This is a genomic window from Ruegeria sp. G2, assembly GCF_056533505.1.
Genome location: NZ_JBQFON010000006.1, coordinates 95,275 through 109,686, shown reverse-complemented (window position 1 = coordinate 109,686; position 14,412 = coordinate 95,275). Strand labels below are relative to the sequence as shown.

At 56.1% G+C, this 14,412-nt stretch carries 17 protein-coding genes; 6 read left to right on the top strand and 11 right to left on the bottom strand.

Annotated features, from left to right (window positions below):
* Window positions 1–23 precede the first annotated feature (23 nt).
* From ACR0DU_RS12655 to ACR0DU_RS12625, 7 genes are read right to left on the bottom strand one after another with little or no spacing between them, the layout of a single operon-like run.
* Window positions 24–1,004: a helix-turn-helix domain-containing protein gene (locus ACR0DU_RS12655; RefSeq protein WP_170780824.1), complete on the bottom strand. Its 981-nt coding sequence runs from the start codon at window positions 1,002–1,004 to the stop codon at window positions 24–26.
* 9 nt (window positions 1,005–1,013) lie between these two features.
* Window positions 1,014–1,907 (bottom strand): homocysteine S-methyltransferase family protein, encoded by an 894-nt coding sequence (locus tag ACR0DU_RS12650; protein ID WP_170780825.1) that lies wholly within the window; start codon window positions 1,905–1,907, stop codon window positions 1,014–1,016.
* 12 nt (window positions 1,908–1,919) lie between these two features.
* Window positions 1,920–2,966 carry an alcohol dehydrogenase family protein gene (locus tag ACR0DU_RS12645; RefSeq protein WP_480875014.1) on the bottom strand — a complete coding sequence of 349 codons (1,047 nt, stop codon included), beginning with the start codon at window positions 2,964–2,966 and terminating at the stop codon, window positions 1,920–1,922.
* Between the two features lie 24 nt (window positions 2,967–2,990).
* Complete coding sequence (locus ACR0DU_RS12640) at window positions 2,991–5,438, bottom strand: GcvT family protein (protein WP_480875013.1); 2,448 nt, start codon at window positions 5,436–5,438, stop codon at window positions 2,991–2,993.
* Window positions 5,439–5,453: 15 nt separating this feature from the next.
* Entirely contained in the window at window positions 5,454–5,834 is a 381-nt protein-coding gene (locus ACR0DU_RS12635) for a GFA family protein (protein WP_029621880.1), read from the bottom strand.
* A gap of 4 nt (window positions 5,835–5,838) precedes the next feature.
* Entirely contained in the window at window positions 5,839–6,462 is a 624-nt protein-coding gene (locus ACR0DU_RS12630) for a LysE family translocator (protein WP_480875010.1), read from the bottom strand.
* Window positions 6,462–7,031 (bottom strand): helix-turn-helix domain-containing protein, encoded by a 570-nt coding sequence (locus tag ACR0DU_RS12625; RefSeq protein WP_010440848.1) that lies wholly within the window; start codon window positions 7,029–7,031, stop codon window positions 6,462–6,464. The genes ACR0DU_RS12630 and ACR0DU_RS12625 overlap by 1 nt, the downstream gene beginning before the upstream one ends.
* Before the next feature lie 117 nt (window positions 7,032–7,148).
* On the opposite strand from ACR0DU_RS12625, the gene ACR0DU_RS12620 reads away from it, so the two are divergent.
* Complete coding sequence (locus tag ACR0DU_RS12620) at window positions 7,149–7,433, top strand: DUF1294 domain-containing protein (protein WP_480875007.1); 285 nt, start codon at window positions 7,149–7,151, stop codon at window positions 7,431–7,433.
* A 10-nt stretch (window positions 7,434–7,443) separates the two neighbouring features.
* Here the strand turns inward: ACR0DU_RS12620 and ACR0DU_RS12615 are convergent, their stop codons facing one another.
* Both ACR0DU_RS12615 and ACR0DU_RS12610 read right to left on the bottom strand, forming a co-directional pair.
* The gene (locus tag ACR0DU_RS12615) at window positions 7,444–7,896 is read right to left on the bottom strand and encodes a GAF domain-containing protein (RefSeq protein ID WP_480875004.1); all 453 of its coding nucleotides are present in this window, start codon (window positions 7,894–7,896) and stop codon (window positions 7,444–7,446) included.
* Between the two features lie 75 nt (window positions 7,897–7,971).
* Window positions 7,972–9,144, bottom strand: coding sequence for a thiolase family protein (locus ACR0DU_RS12610; RefSeq protein WP_480875002.1), 1,173 nt, complete (start codon window positions 9,142–9,144; stop codon window positions 7,972–7,974).
* 102 nt (window positions 9,145–9,246) lie between these two features.
* Here ACR0DU_RS12610 and ACR0DU_RS12605 point away from each other — a divergent pair, with 102 nt between their 5' ends.
* From ACR0DU_RS12605 to ACR0DU_RS12595, 3 genes are all read left to right on the top strand, one after another.
* Window positions 9,247–9,585 carry an STAS domain-containing protein gene (locus ACR0DU_RS12605; protein WP_319545414.1) on the top strand — a complete coding sequence of 113 codons (339 nt, stop codon included), beginning with the start codon at window positions 9,247–9,249 and terminating at the stop codon, window positions 9,583–9,585.
* Between the two features lie 55 nt (window positions 9,586–9,640).
* Window positions 9,641–10,057, top strand: coding sequence for an ATP-binding protein (locus ACR0DU_RS12600; protein ID WP_480874999.1), 417 nt, complete (start codon window positions 9,641–9,643; stop codon window positions 10,055–10,057).
* Between the two features lie 211 nt (window positions 10,058–10,268).
* Window positions 10,269–11,846, top strand: a complete 1,578-nt coding sequence (locus tag ACR0DU_RS12595; RefSeq protein WP_480874996.1) for a gamma-glutamyltransferase family protein — start codon at window positions 10,269–10,271, stop codon at window positions 11,844–11,846.
* Between the two features lie 24 nt (window positions 11,847–11,870).
* On the opposite strand, the gene hspQ is transcribed toward ACR0DU_RS12595, so the two are convergent.
* Window positions 11,871–12,197 (bottom strand): heat shock protein HspQ, encoded by a 327-nt coding sequence (gene hspQ, locus ACR0DU_RS12590; protein WP_010440833.1) that lies wholly within the window; start codon window positions 12,195–12,197, stop codon window positions 11,871–11,873.
* Between the two features lie 80 nt (window positions 12,198–12,277).
* On the opposite strand from hspQ, the gene ACR0DU_RS12585 reads away from it, so the two are divergent.
* Window positions 12,278–13,159, top strand: a complete 882-nt coding sequence (locus tag ACR0DU_RS12585; RefSeq protein ID WP_480874993.1) for an AEC family transporter — start codon at window positions 12,278–12,280, stop codon at window positions 13,157–13,159.
* A gap of 60 nt (window positions 13,160–13,219) precedes the next feature.
* Entirely contained in the window at window positions 13,220–13,801 is a 582-nt protein-coding gene (locus tag ACR0DU_RS12580) for a transglycosylase SLT domain-containing protein (RefSeq protein WP_010440829.1), read from the top strand.
* 10 nt (window positions 13,802–13,811) lie between these two features.
* On the opposite strand, the gene ACR0DU_RS12575 is transcribed toward ACR0DU_RS12580, so the two are convergent.
* A complete protein-coding gene (locus tag ACR0DU_RS12575) occupies window positions 13,812–14,408 on the bottom strand; it encodes a LolA family protein (RefSeq protein WP_170545217.1) in 597 nt (198 codons plus the stop codon).
* Window positions 14,409–14,412 lie beyond the last annotated feature (4 nt).

Sequence of the window (14,412 nt, the reverse complement as noted above, 5' to 3'; positions counted from 1 at the left end):
AAGCGTCAGCTTAAATACAAAAATCACCGATATTCCGGGCGTCTTTTCTGGCGTCTCAGAACAAACGGCGTGATGCCGAAAAAACTTTTGTAGACGGATGAAAATCCGTTTGGAAAACCGCAAACCAGCCCGATTTCCCGCACGCTCATCGTCGTATTCAGAAGCAGGTTGTTAGCTTTGGCCAGTCGCATTTCCCGGTAGAACCCGTTCGGCGTAGTTCCGAAAATTGCTTTGAATTTTCGCTCAAGAGAGCGGTTCGATACGTGCAGCATGTCAACGATCTGTTTGATCGGCAGAGGTTCCTCGATGTTTGCCTGCATCAGCTTGATACACTGGTCCAGTTTCTCATCACCAGTGACCGTTGTCCGGGTGCCGGAAAAAGGTTGCATGGATGAAAAGTCACGGATGTTTTCATGCAGCATGATGTCGGCAACAGTCATCTTGGCCGCACCCGAGATATGCCGCCCGATCACCGCCAGCGCGATATCTGTGGTTGCCTCCATGCCAGCGCAAGTGACAACCGAACCTTGCTCAGTGGCGATAGATAGCTTGGCCTCAAACCGAGCACCACGTTCGCGCAGGAAAGAGGCATTTTCCCAATGGGTTGCCATATGATCAGCGCTATTTTCGTCGATATACCGGCTTGCAGCTTCAGCCAACAAAAATACCTGGGCGCCCCGAAACGTATAATCGCGCACGACACGTCCCAGAGAAAGTTCGGGCTGATCCGGGTCTGAGTTTCCGATCACAAACAGATAATTCGCATTCGGTTGCGCCGGAACTGTGTCGGTCGATACCGTCGCTCCGCTGCTGCTTTCCACCGGCCCTCCTTGACGCGACCGATAAGTGAACGTGAACGGCGGGTGGGCACACACACGGTTCGCCAAGCGCAAAACCTCAACCAGCGAGGCCAGTTCGAGCAATACGAAACCCGACGCAACCAGAATGTCAAAATGGTACTGGACGCGATCCTGCTGTTGGTCAGATTTGGTCCGGACAGGCATCGAGGTCCCTCAGACGATTTTGTGTCCGGCCGCACGTAAATTCTCGGCGAGGGTTTTGATGTGTTCCGGCCCGACTTCGCAGCAACCACCAACTATCGTAGCGCCCTGCGCCACCCAACCCATCGCGTGCCGTGCATAGGCATCAGGGTCCAGGTCATGGCGGGTCTCCAAGGCATCAACGGTTGGGGCATCTTCCAGAAAGCCTTCTTTGATGCCTGTAAAGCCGTTGGCATAGGCCCCGTACGGGCGATCCAACATTGCGATGACATCCAAAGCCGCCGGAATCGCTTCGGGGCGTGAACAGTTGATCAGCACCGCCTCGGGTGCATAGCGCGTAACAAGAGGGGCAATGTCCCCCAGTGGTTCACCTGAACGCAGGCGGGTTCCGTCCTCGTCCATAACCGACAGGGCAAGCCAGACGGGTTTCCCACAGTTCTCGATTCCACGCAGCGCACCTTCGGCTTCCTGCACCGAGCATACTGTTTCGATCAGAAAAAAATCGACCCGGTCCGACATCATTGCAGCCAGCTCGGCGAATTTCGCGGCGGCATCTGCGGGGTCGGGGTTCAGATCGGGCCGATAGCTGGCCAATAACGGGCCAAGCGCGCCTGCGATCCGCCCGCTGGTGCCACAGCGCGCCAGTTCGGCCTGTGACAAGGCAGCGTCAATGAGATTGGGCATCTGATCTTCGATCCCCTCACGAACCAAACGTGAGCGGTGTATTGCGTAGGTGTTTGTCGTAGCGATCGTTGCACCGCTGCGGAAATAGGCGGCGTGAACCTCCGCCACAAGTTCGGGTTTGTCGATCATCACGCGTGTTGACCAAAGTGGCGTCGGCTTGTCACCGCTCAACTTCACCAACTCCTGCCCGATCGAACCATCCAAAAGCGTAATATCAGCCATTTATTCCCTCTTTCACGGCACCAGAACCAGCTTTCCGGGCAAAGTCTTGGACAGGAAATCCTCTTGCGCCTGAACAATGTCGCGCAACGAATAGGTCTTTGAGACCAGGGGCTTGATCTGACCTGCATTCATCAATGCAACAAGGCGGTCAAAAACGTCCGGTGGCTGATAGGTGCACCCATGGATCGTGATGTCGCGCAGATAGATATCCCGCAAATCCGCGCTGACAATGGGACCTGCGATCGCGCCAGCTACGGCATAGTGGCCGCCGGGTTTCAACGCAAGTATCAGATCTGGCCAAGCCGGACCTCCGACCACATCTATAACGACATCGAACATGTCTTCCGGCAAAGCCGCGTCGCGCTCAAAAGTCCCGATTGCGCCCTGTGACTTGACCACCTCAGACTTGGCGGCGTTGCTAACGCCCCAGACCGTCGCCCTGCGCAGCGCTGCAAGCTGGACGGCGGCAAGGCCCACACCGCCCGACGCCCCTGTGATCAGCACTTTTTGACCTGCGATGACACCGGCACGAGTCAGCAGGCCTTCGGCCGTACCAAAAGCGCAGGGAATCGCGGCAATTTCAACGTCAGACAAAGGCGAGTCAGTCACGTCGTACAGGTCATCACTTTCCATCAGGCAATATTGGGCAAAGGCCCCGTCAATTTCTGAACCGAGCACGATAAAGCCCTGTGGTCGGCCAGGAACCGGGCGCGGCAAATTGATCGGGCAAGTCACCCGCTGACCAGGCTTGAACGCCGCACCCGATCCAACCGCTTCGACAATTCCACAAAGATCGCCACCCTGGATCCGGGGAAAGTGCAGCGCACCTCCCCAACCACCTGCTTCGACCTGCTGATCGACCGCATCCGTTGCACCCGTGACGTCCGAGGAATACCAGCCGATCCGCGTATTAATGTCAGTGTTGTTCACCCCGGCAGCGGCAACGCGGACCAGGACCTGCCCCGGATCAGGGTTTGGAACTGGGATATCGTCCCGCCATTCCAACACCTCGGGTCCACCGTGGCCATTCAGATATACGCCTTGCATCTGCCGGGTCATTTGCGTTCCTTTCTATATGGGTCTTCAGGCCCTCAACCGTTCATTCGTAGGATCCCAAAGCGGTTGGTCTTCCTGCACAACAGCACGGCATTTTTGACCGTAGATTTCAACCTCCAGCTCAGTTCCTGGCACGGCCTGATCTGCACGCACCATGCCAAGCGCGACGGAAGCACCGATGCGATACCCCCACGCACCTGAGGTCGTTTCACCCACGATCTCATCGCCGCTCCAGATGCAGGACATGTAAGGCGCATCGACCTCGCCTGCGTCCACGATCAGAGTGACAAAGGATTTCTTGACGCCTTGCTGCTTTTCGTTCTGAATGGCCGCTTTGCCAACAAAATCCTGCGGCTTGTCGAGTTTGACAAAACGACCCAAACCACCTTCAAGCAAAGAGTAATCCGTGCTCAGATCGCCCTTCCACGCACGATAACCTTTCTCGATCCGCAAAGAGTTCAGCGCATACATGCCAAAGGGTTTGGCCCCGGCAGCCAGCACGGCTTCGTAGATGGCTGGCATCGCATCGTTTTCAGCGTGGATTTCCCAGCCCAACTCGCCCGCGAAAGATACACGGATCAGGAAGGCATCCTGCCCGGCGACGGTGGCAAACTGATGGGTCAGCCAACCTTGCTGCAAATCCGCATCCGTGAGGCCGGACAACACATTCCGCGACATTGGCCCCGATACGATCAGCGTATCACGCTCGGTCGTGGTTTCGCGAACAGTCACACCTTCGGGCACCGAATTGCGGATTAGCTCTCCATCATGCCACTGCGCCGTCGCGGCGGTGATCAGGACGAAGTTGTTCTCGGCCAGACGGATACAGGACAATTCGGTCAGAATGCGCCCTCTTTCATCCGAGACATAGATCAGGTTCATGCGTCCGGCTTTGGGTATACCTCCGGTGCAGAAGCCACGCAGCCAGTCATCCGCACCATCCCCTTGTATCCAGAACCGAGAGAACCCGGGCAGATCCAGCACGCCGCAGTGATCACGCACGGCTTCGCATTCTTCTTTGACCCGCTGTTCCCATGGGCCTGAACGTCCCCAGGTATGTGTAGCCTCCAGAGAGGTGTCGTCGCCGGGTTGCGCGAACCAGTTGGCGCGTTCCCAGCCGTTATAGGCCCCCATGACGCCGCCCAGTTCCTTGACCTTGGCGTGCACAGGCGAGAGTTTCTTGTCGCGTGCAGCGGGCCATTCGTGATGGGGGAAGTGCATGGCGTATTCGTTGCCATAGACTTCCATGCCTTTCTGGTTGCAGTAATCCTGATCGGTGTAGTCGGTGTAACGACGTGGATCGACGGCCCACATGTCCCATTCGGTGTGACCATCGACGATCCATTCGGCCAGCACCTTGCCAGCGCCGCCACCTTGGGCGATGCCAAAGGTGAAGGTATGAGCCTCGAACGCGTTTGTCACACCCGGCATCGGGCCGATCAGCGGCAAGCCGTCTGGCGCGTAGGGGATTGGGCCATTGATGACGCGACCAACGCCCGAAGTGGCCATCAGCGGCACCCGCTCCATTGCATCTGTGACGATATCTTCGATGCGGTCCAGATCGTCGTTCCACAGTTGGAAGCTGAAATCCTCGGGCATCGGATCATCCTCGGTCATCCAGTGGCCCTTACAGTTGGGTTCGTAAGGTCCGAGGTTGAAGCCGTTCTTTTCCTGCCGCAGATAATAGGAAATATCCACGTCACGTAGCAAAGGCAGCTTGCCGCCACTTTCTTTCGACCACGCTTCAATCTCAGGGATTTCGTCGGTCAACAGGTACTGGTGGCTCATCACCATTGCCGGGACGGTGCGGCCGCCGAAGGGTTTAAACCATTCCCCTACGCGCTGGGCATAGTAACCGGCGGCGTTCACCACATAGTCACAGGCAATGTCACCTTTTTCGGTATGCACGATCCAAGTGCCGTCATCATGCTGGGTCACATCGGTCGCCGGGCAGAAGCGGATGATCTTCTGCCCCATATCGCGTGCGCCCTTGGCCAGCGCCTGGGTCAGCTGTGCGGGGTCAATGTCGCCATCGGTCGGGTCATAGAGCACGCCTTCAAGATCATGAGTCTCAAGGAAGGGATAGCGTTCCTTGGCCTCCTCCGGCGTCCACATCTCCATCGGGATACCCTGATAGCGGCCCATGGACATGGCCCGCTCGAATTCCTGCATCCGTTCCTTGCTGTGCGCCAGTCGGATCGACCCAGAAACGTGGTAGTTCATCGGATAATCGACCTCGTCCGCGAGGCGCGAATACAGCTCGGTCGAGTAGCGCTGCATGTTCATGATCGCCCACGAGGTCGAAAAGGTCGGCACGTTACCCGCTGCGTGCCATGTCGAGCCTGCCGTCAGCTCGTTCTTTTCCAACAGAACACAATTCGTCCAGCCCTTCTTGGCCAGATGATAAAGCGATGAGCAGCCGACAACGCCACCGCCGATGATGACCACGCGGGCCTTGGTTGGAAATTCACTCATGTGTTTGGTTCCCTATTAGTGTGCCCGCTGGGGCAGGTCGTCTTTGATGTCATAGTAATCGCCCTTGTCCGCCACGAAGATGTGCTGGGCGAGTTTCAACCCGGTCGGCTCATCCAATGAGCCCACGGAAATTGCGATCGTGTCCTCGTCATTGTGCTGCCAGAAGAGGAACGAACCACAAGCGCGGCAGAAGCCGCGCTTGGCAATGTCAGAGGCGCGATACCAGCCCAGCGTTTCGCTGGCCGTAAAGTTGAGATTGTCCTGATGCGTGACGGTCGAGGCCCACAAATGCCCCGACTGTTTTCGGCACTGCCCGCAATGGCAGGCATTTGGTGGCGTGAGGTCTCCGTCAACAACAAAAGCGACTGCGCCGCAAAGGCAGGAACCGGTATGCATGTCTTTATCCCCTCGCTGTCGGCGTAGAGCTGGCCCCCAGCAAAACGCCATAGATGATGAAACAGGTCGCCATCACGCGGCGTACCCAGATATTGAACACCGCCCCCAGTGCGGCCTTGCCCATCAGTGCCCCCAGCAAGGTGAACCCGGTATAGCTGAGTGTCGTGATGACCAGTGCCGTCGGCATGATCACAGCCATCTGCTGCCAGATGGGTACATCCGGCTGCACAAATTGCGAAAACGCCGCGAGGTATCCGGCGACGCTTTTGGGGTTGATCGTGGCGACGGCCAACGCGTGAAAGTAAACATGCCGCGCTGGACGCTCAGAAGCTGGAGCAGGCTTCGCAGCGTTCATCCAACCGCGAACGCCCATCCAGATCAGAAACCCGGCCCCGATCAACTTGGCGATAAAGAACCCCATTGGCGACGCGGCAATCAACGTAGTAATCCCCACTGCCGAGAGGATCAGGAACGCGCTTGCCTGTGTCAGAATGGCGAGTACGCCCAGCATAGCTTTGGTTAATGGCAGGCTCATACCATTTGAGATGCAGTTGACCGCATTCGGCCCCGGAGTGGTCACAAACACCACCCAGAACAGAGCGAATATGGTCCAGGCTTCAAAACTCATCAGTACACCGGAGGCGCAATGACCCAGATGGCCACCGCGGGTTCGTCAAAGGGGTTGGACCATGTGTAGGGTTCGTGCTTGATCCGGAAGCTGTCACCGGGACCAACCTGAAAACTGCGCGTACCAATCGTCAGTTCCAGACGGCCTGACACCATATAGCCGACTTCCTGTGTCGGTCGGTTTGCTGGCGTCTGCATCTGCGAATGCGGCTCGAATGTTGAATGCACCATCTCGAAATCGTCGGTCAGGTCGGGCGAAAGCAGTTCTTCGATCAGCCCTTCTTCGCCAGAGCCCATCGGGCGACGTGACCCAGCCCGCACGACATATCCCTGCTCATCCGCTGGGGCTGCAGAATGAGCAAATAGCATCGACATCGGCACGCCCAAACACTCGGCAATCTGTCGTAGATCCGAGATCGAAGGCTCGGACATGTCTCTTTCGACTTGGCTGAGCCAGCCTACGGACCGATCCAATCGATTAGCGATTTCTGTCAGCGTCAACCCGCGCGCCTTACGCAGCGCGCGCAGGTCGGCACCGAGTGTTGCGCTGTGGGGGGCCTGAGAGTTCAATTTGCGCTCCGAGATAGCGTGAAATTTTTTCTTACTTTTTCACGGTGCCTCGAATCGGTGAAATTTCCAAGCATTTTTTCACTTGGGTCCGCAAAAATAGTTGGCTATGCACGGTCCATGTGGATTGCCGTAATTTATCTTTGGGCCATTAACGCCCTAACCTTATTGATCTTTGGTTGGGACAAGTTGCGTGCACGCCGCCGAAAGCGGCGCATTCCTGAGCGGCGCTTGTTGTGGTTGGCAGCTCTGGGCGGCAGTCTGGCCGCGCTTCTTGGGCGCTGGATATTTGAACACAAGACACGCAAGCGTGGATTTTCCACGTGGCTTTATGCCATTACCGCGTGTCACGCCGGGCTTTGCTATCTGATCGTCTCTCACGACCTCGGGGCGCTATTGCAATAGATGCAGGTTCCTAGCGCGCAAAAACACCCGCAAGAATGGAGCCAAGCGCAACCGCATCATCCTCGGAAAACGCATCAGGTTGATCGCTGTCGATATCAAACACTGCGATAACGTCTCCGTTAGCGTCCCGCACGGGCAGCACCAACTCGGATCGTGTGGATGACGCACAGGCGATATGGCCCGGGAAGGCGTCGACATCCGGGACTAATTGAATCTGCCCTGTCCGGGCGGCCGCACCACAAACGCCCCGTTCGAAAGGGATCACAAGGCAGCCGTGCCCACCTTGATACGGTCCGATTTTCAACACCTCGGGCTCGGTCACGCGATAAAACCCTGTCCAGTCGAAACGGTCGTCAGAGTGATGCACTTCGCATGCCACCGTGGCCATCAGCGCAACCTCGTCGGTTTCACCTTCGGTCAAGGCGGCAATGGTTTTGGCGAGTGTGTCGTAATCGGCTGTCATGTTGATGGACCTTGCATCCGGGGAACTGCGGGCGCTGCCGCCAATTCCCCGAAGTATTTGCAAAAAGTCAAAGCGTCAAACGCGTTCTATTGCTATGGCCGTCCCTTCTCCGCCACCGATGCAGATTGCCGCGACACCGCGCTTGAGGTCCCGTTTTTCCAGCGCGTTGAGCAGCGTGACCATGATCCGGGCCCCGGAGGCGCCAATCGGATGACCAAGCGCACATGCGCCGCCATTCACGTTCACGATCTCACGGGACAAGCCCATTTCGTGCATGAAGGCCATGGGCACAACAGCGAAGGCTTCGTTGACTTCCCACAGATCGACATCCTCTTTCTTCCAACCGATACGATCCAACAATTTCTGCGCGGCAGGGACCGGAGCAGTTGTGAACAACCCCGGCGCTTGAGCATGGCTGGCGTGACCAAGGATTCGCGCACGCACGGTCAGGTTCTGCTTTTCCGCCGCCTCAGCCGAAGCAAGCACAAGGGCGGCTGCACCATCCGAGATCGAAGAAGAATTGGCCGCCGTTACCGTTCCATCCTCGCGAAAGGCTGGTTTTAGCGTGGGTATCTTCTCGGGCCGCGCCGACTTTGGTTGCTCATCTGCATCCAGCACGACCTCTCCCTTGCGGGTTCGAATCGAGACCGAGGTAATCTCTTGATCAAAGGCATTATTTTCCTGCGCTGACAGGGCGTTAGAAAGCGATCGCAGAGCGTATTCGTCCTGCGCCTCGCGCGTGAACTGGTAGGATTCGGCGCAGTCTTCGGCGAAAGTCCCCATGAGGCGGCCTTTGTCATAGGCGTCTTCAAGCCCGTCCAGAAACATGTGATCAACCACCTGCCCGTGCCCGATCCGTGCCCCGCCGCGCATCTTGGGCAGAAGGTAGGGTGCATTAGTCATGCTCTCCATCCCGCCTGCGACCATTGTCTGAGTATGGCCCAAAGCGATCTGGTCAAACGCAATCATTGCGGCCTTCATGCCGGAGCCACACATTTTGTTAAGCGTTGTGGCGGGCACCTCTTCACCCAAGCCCGCCGCAAATCCCGCTTGGCGCGCAGGGGCTTGGCCCTGACCCGCTGGAAGGACGCAGCCCATCAGCACTTCATCAACGGTCTCAGCCCCTGCACCTTTCAACGCGGCACGGATTGCAGCCCCACCCAAATCCGCAGCAGTTACGCCGTCGAACATTCCCTGAAATCCACCCATTGGCGTGCGTGCAGCCCCCGCGATCACAACTTCGTTCATCCGGAATCTCCCTCGTGCTTTCTCGACCATGGATACCGAATGGTAAGAATTACCGTCTAGCGTATTTCTACGATCAAATTGCAATACGAAGGGCGGTTGACCATGGGGCTCAGCAGCGGCACGACCGGCGAGACACAAGTAATATCCGTTCACTGCGACCGCATAGATGCCGCAATGGCGATTCAATTCAAAGAAGCCATGCGGGCAGAAACACAAACCGGTGCGAAACGAATTGTTCTGGATTTGTCATCGGTAGAATTCATAGACTCCAGTGGCCTGGGGGCCATTGTCGCCTCAATGAAACAACTGGGCGACGGGCAACGCCTGGACTTGGCAGGACCCCGCCCGATTGTTGAAAAAGTGTTTCGTCTTACGCGTATGGATACCGTTTTCAGGTTGTTCGCTTCGCTGGATGAAGCGATATGCGCAGGGGCGGATTGACGACCGGCAGGAGTAAATCGCTGTGGGCGCCAATTGCAAACAAGATTGTCTCAATTTGAGCTTTCCTGCGACTCAGGTTCAGGCCTCCGAAGGGATAGCTATTTTAAGTGCCCGACTGGAAAAACACGGCTTGCCGGAAAGTAAAGCTGACGATGTTAGAATTGCGCTCACTGAAGCCATAAACAATGTGGTTGAACACGCCTATGCCGAGAACTCCCCGACTGACATTAGAATTAATTGCTCTTTGTGCGCAAAAGAACTGATAGTCCAAATTTTTGACTCCGGCGATCCAATGCCCGGTTTGCGTGTGCCAAGCAGCCACCCGGCACCCGTCGACACAGATTTGGAGAACCTTCCTGAAGGCGGCTTTGGCTGGTACCTGATTCACCGACTTAGCAGCGACATTCAGTATGAGCGCAAGGACGGAGTTAATCTGCTCTACCTTCGCTTCAACTTTGACACGCCACACTGATCGGCACCAAATGGCCACAATAACGCCCAGATCGAACCATTGTCGCGCCGCAAACAAAGATCATAAACAAGGGGTAGCTCAGATAGCTTCCCTCGGCGCCTAGCGTCACAGCCCCCACCCAGTGAACGGCGCCGAGGAACCTCGTTCCTGAAATTGTTGGACAATTTTATCCCAAGCCCTAATCTCGGCCTGATTACGGAAGAGGTACGCTATGCGCGATCTGCACAAGCCCGGACGGTCTGAAGTTCTGGCAACCGAAGGAATGTGTGCCACATCACATCCACTGGCCGCCAAAACAGCATTGGACATTCTTGAACAAGGCGGTAACGCGATGGATGCCGCCATTGCGGGTGCTGTGCTTCTGGGTATTTGCGAGCCACAGATGACCGGCTTAGGTGGCGATTGCTTTGTTCTGTATAACCGCGCAGGTGAAAACACGGTGCGTGCACTAAACGGCTCAGGTCGTGCCGCGACGGATGCTGATGCGGGGGCATTGCGTGATCGCGGACTAAGCTCCGTCCCTCTGACCAGCCCCGATGCGGTGACTATTCCTGGTGCCGTTAAGGCCTTTTGCCGATTGGCACAATCGGAGGGGCGATTGGGGCTGGAAGCGATTCTGCGACCGGCCATCCACTATGCTGAAATTGGCGTACCAGTTGCACCGCGCGTAGCGTTTGATTGGCGAAACAGCGCCGCGACACTGCAAGGTGCCGCACGGGATCACTATCTGAAGGATGGCAAACCCCTGCAAACCGGTCAGATATTTCGGGCACCGGGCCAGGCAGAGGTACTGCGCCGTGTGGCACGACAGGGGTATGACGCGTTTTATAACGGTGAGATTGCCGAAGACATGCTGGCGGTCTTGTCCGAACTTGGAGGCACACACACAGTACAAGATTTCGCGGCGGTTCAGAGTGACGAAGCGTCGCCTGTTCGTGGAGATTACGCAGGTGTCGATCTGTACGAACATCCTCCAAACGGTCAGGGCGCCACCGCAATCCTTTTGCTAAACATCCTGAAACATTTTGATTTGGCAGCACTCGACCCATTGGGGGCCGAGCGGGTGCATATCGAGGCCGAGGCCACCAAACTGGCCTATGACGCCCGCAACCGGTTCATTGCCGACCCCGATCATAGCAGCCGGATGGCGCATTTCCTTGCCCCAGAAACCGCTGCAAGCCTGGCTGCCCTCATAGACCCGAAACGCGCTATGCCCGCAGCCGCCCCTCTAACTGAATCCGTACACAAGGACACCGTCTATATCACGGTTGTAGATCGGGATCGCATGGCGGTTTCGCTGATCTATTCGATCTACCATGGGTTCGGGTCGGGCATTGCTTCCGAGAAGTTCGGAATATTGCTGCAGAACAGGGGGGCCGGGTTTAATCTTGAACCTGGACATCCGAATGAGTTGGCAGGTGGGAAGCGTCCTATGCACACCATCATTCCCGGCCTTTTGCGTGAAAATGGCCGGATAACGATGCCCTTTGGCGTCATGGGTGGTGCCTATCAACCGACCGGCCATGCCCGGCTTGTATCAAACCTGACGGATTTCAAGATGGAGATGCAGCAGGCCATAGACACCCCCCGCGCGTTTGCGGATGGAGGTGTGTTAAAAATGGAGCGCGGCTATTCTGACCCAATCAAACAACAATTATCCGATATGGGGCACATCATTGAAATTCTGGAAACACCCCTTGGGGGCGCGCAAGCCATTCGAATCTGTGACACAGGCATCTTGATAGGTGCAAGTGACCCACGTAAAGACGGCTGCGCTCTTGGATACTAAGCACTTACAATACAGCTACTGAATTCAGTTCAACTGAAAATGTAACGGGTATGATCCGTCCTGAAACGGGCCGAACATATTGGGGATGTCGGGGTGATCAACGGGCTCACCCGATTGGTCTTCGATCAGATTTTGTTCTGAAACATAAGCCACATAGAAGGATTGGTCGTTTTCAGCTAGCAGGTGATAGAACGGCTGATCTTTCAGAGGGCGGCTATCTTCGGGGATGGCTTGATACCATTCTTCTGAATTCGAAAATTCCGGATCGACATCAAAAATTACCCCTCGAAAAGGGTGTCTTTTATGTCGAACCACCTGTCCCAGGCGGTACTTAGCTTGTGTCTTTAACATTGTTTCGGCCCCCAAAGAGGTTACTACCTCTTTTCGGGCGGAAAAGCCAATCATTGAGTGGAAATTCGGGGAAACAGTCTGTGCACCTACTACTGACAGTGTTCGAAATCGTGGCCCCTGTGTTCCTTTTGGCTGGGATCGGGTTCGCATGGGTTAGGCTTGGATTTGAGTATCGGCTACAGTTTGTAACGCGTCTTGCGGTCACACTTGCGGTGCCCAGTCTGATTTTTGTCGCCCTGATGCAGACCAATATTCCGGGTGGGGATCTGACCCGGTTCACCATAGCGGCAATTGCGGCCCATATCGCGCTGGCAGCAGTGTTTTGGGCCTTTGTGCGATTAACCGGAATGGAGCAACGCACTTATCTGGCACCGCTTATCTTTGGAAATACCGGCAATCTTGGGCTACCGCTTTGCATATTTGCATTTGGTCAGGCAGGATTGGGTTATGCGGTGATCTTTTTGGCAGTGACCGCTCTGTTCTCATTCACCTACGGTATCTATCTGGTTGCCGGGCGCGGAGCATTTGGGAAGGTTCTGCGCGAACCCATGGTTTGGGCCACGTTGCTGGGGGCCTTATTTCTTTGGCGCGGGTGGCAAACACCTCTGTTTCTGACCAACACGCTGGAATTGCTGGGCCAGATGGCAATTCCGATGATGCTGATTACACTTGGCGTAGCGATTGCCCGACTGACAACCCAAAAACTGCAACAGGCGATTTGGCTTTCTCTGCTCAAGCTTTCTGTGTGCTTCGGGCTCGGCTGGGCTTTTGCCGCCGGTTTTGGGTTGGGGCCTGTGGCTTTTGGAGTGTTGGTCTTGCAGATGTGCACGCCAGTCGCCGTCACATCATACCTGCTGGCGGAAAGGTTCGAGGCTGATTCCGACGCCGTTGCCGGCATGGTTATGGTCTCGACGATGTTGTCTGTTGCAGCACTACCTCTAATTCTCGCTATTATTCTGTAACGATTGTGATTTCCAAAATGCTCAATCTGCGCTAGAATAAAGAAAAAAGGCACGAGGCACATGAGCAGATTTCTTTTCGTACTCTTCGGGGTGCTGCTTTTGGCATCCTGCGGTGGCGGGTCGAAGCAGCCGCCAAGCAGACTGAATGACGCGTGCAGCATTGCGCGCGAGAAGCCCGACTATATTAAGGCCTTCAAAAGCACCGAGCGCAAATGGGGCGTTCCGGTCCACGTTCAGATGGCAACGATTTACCAGGAAAGCCGGTATAGGCACGACGCACGCACGCCACACAAATATGTGCTGGGTGTTATTCCGATGGGTCGTCAAAGCAGCGCCTACGGTTATGGCCAGGCGCTTGATGGCACGTGGGAGCAGTATCAGCGTGAAACCGGTAAACGCCGCGCCAAGCGGGATCGTATTCGCGATGCGTCAGATTTCATCGGCTGGTACATGAACAAAAGCTATGAGCGGAACGGCATCCACCCCAGCGACACACGCAACCAGTATCTGGCCTATCACGAAGGTCATACGGGTTACGCGCGCGGCAGCTACAACAGCAAGTCATGGCTGCTGAATGTGGCGAGTGATGTGGACGCCCGCGCTGAGCTGTATCAAGCCCAGTTGGCGAATTGCCGATATTGAACCTGTCGCGTCAGCGATTGCTTGACCCGATTCTGGCCTTGTTAGAAAATACATTTGAATCGAGGGTCCCCCCCTCGGTCAGAGGCCCAAGCAGAACGGTCGTCCGACTGCCTGCGTTGTCGTGTATCACCCATTTGCGCAGCTCAACCGGATCGGAAGTAAACATCAGTTCGATCCGGCCGCTTTCAGGGTTCTTGGGGTCCTGAGCCGTGACAATCGTAGCTGTTCCGTCAAAGTCGTGACCCACAACCATGTTGGCTTGTGCAAGATTGACATTGCGCGCCAAGACCAGAGACAGCGGAGTACGTTTCAAAGGGTACTGCTCGGGCGGTTGGTTCGATTTGGGGTCGAATATCTGCACCGTTCCGGCCCGTGCTAAAACCACCGCGTCATTTGGCGGATCATATTCAAACCGCATCTTACCCGGGCGCTGCAACCACAGCTTTCCGGTGCTCAACGAGCCATCATCATTTACTTGCGTGAAGGTGGTCTGAACCGTTTTCAACTGATTCAGATAGTTAGAGATCTGCGACAGCGGCAGCTTGTCCGCCGCCCATGCGGCAGGTGCGGCCAGTGTCAGAGCAAGGGCAAAAGCAATCTGTTTCATACGC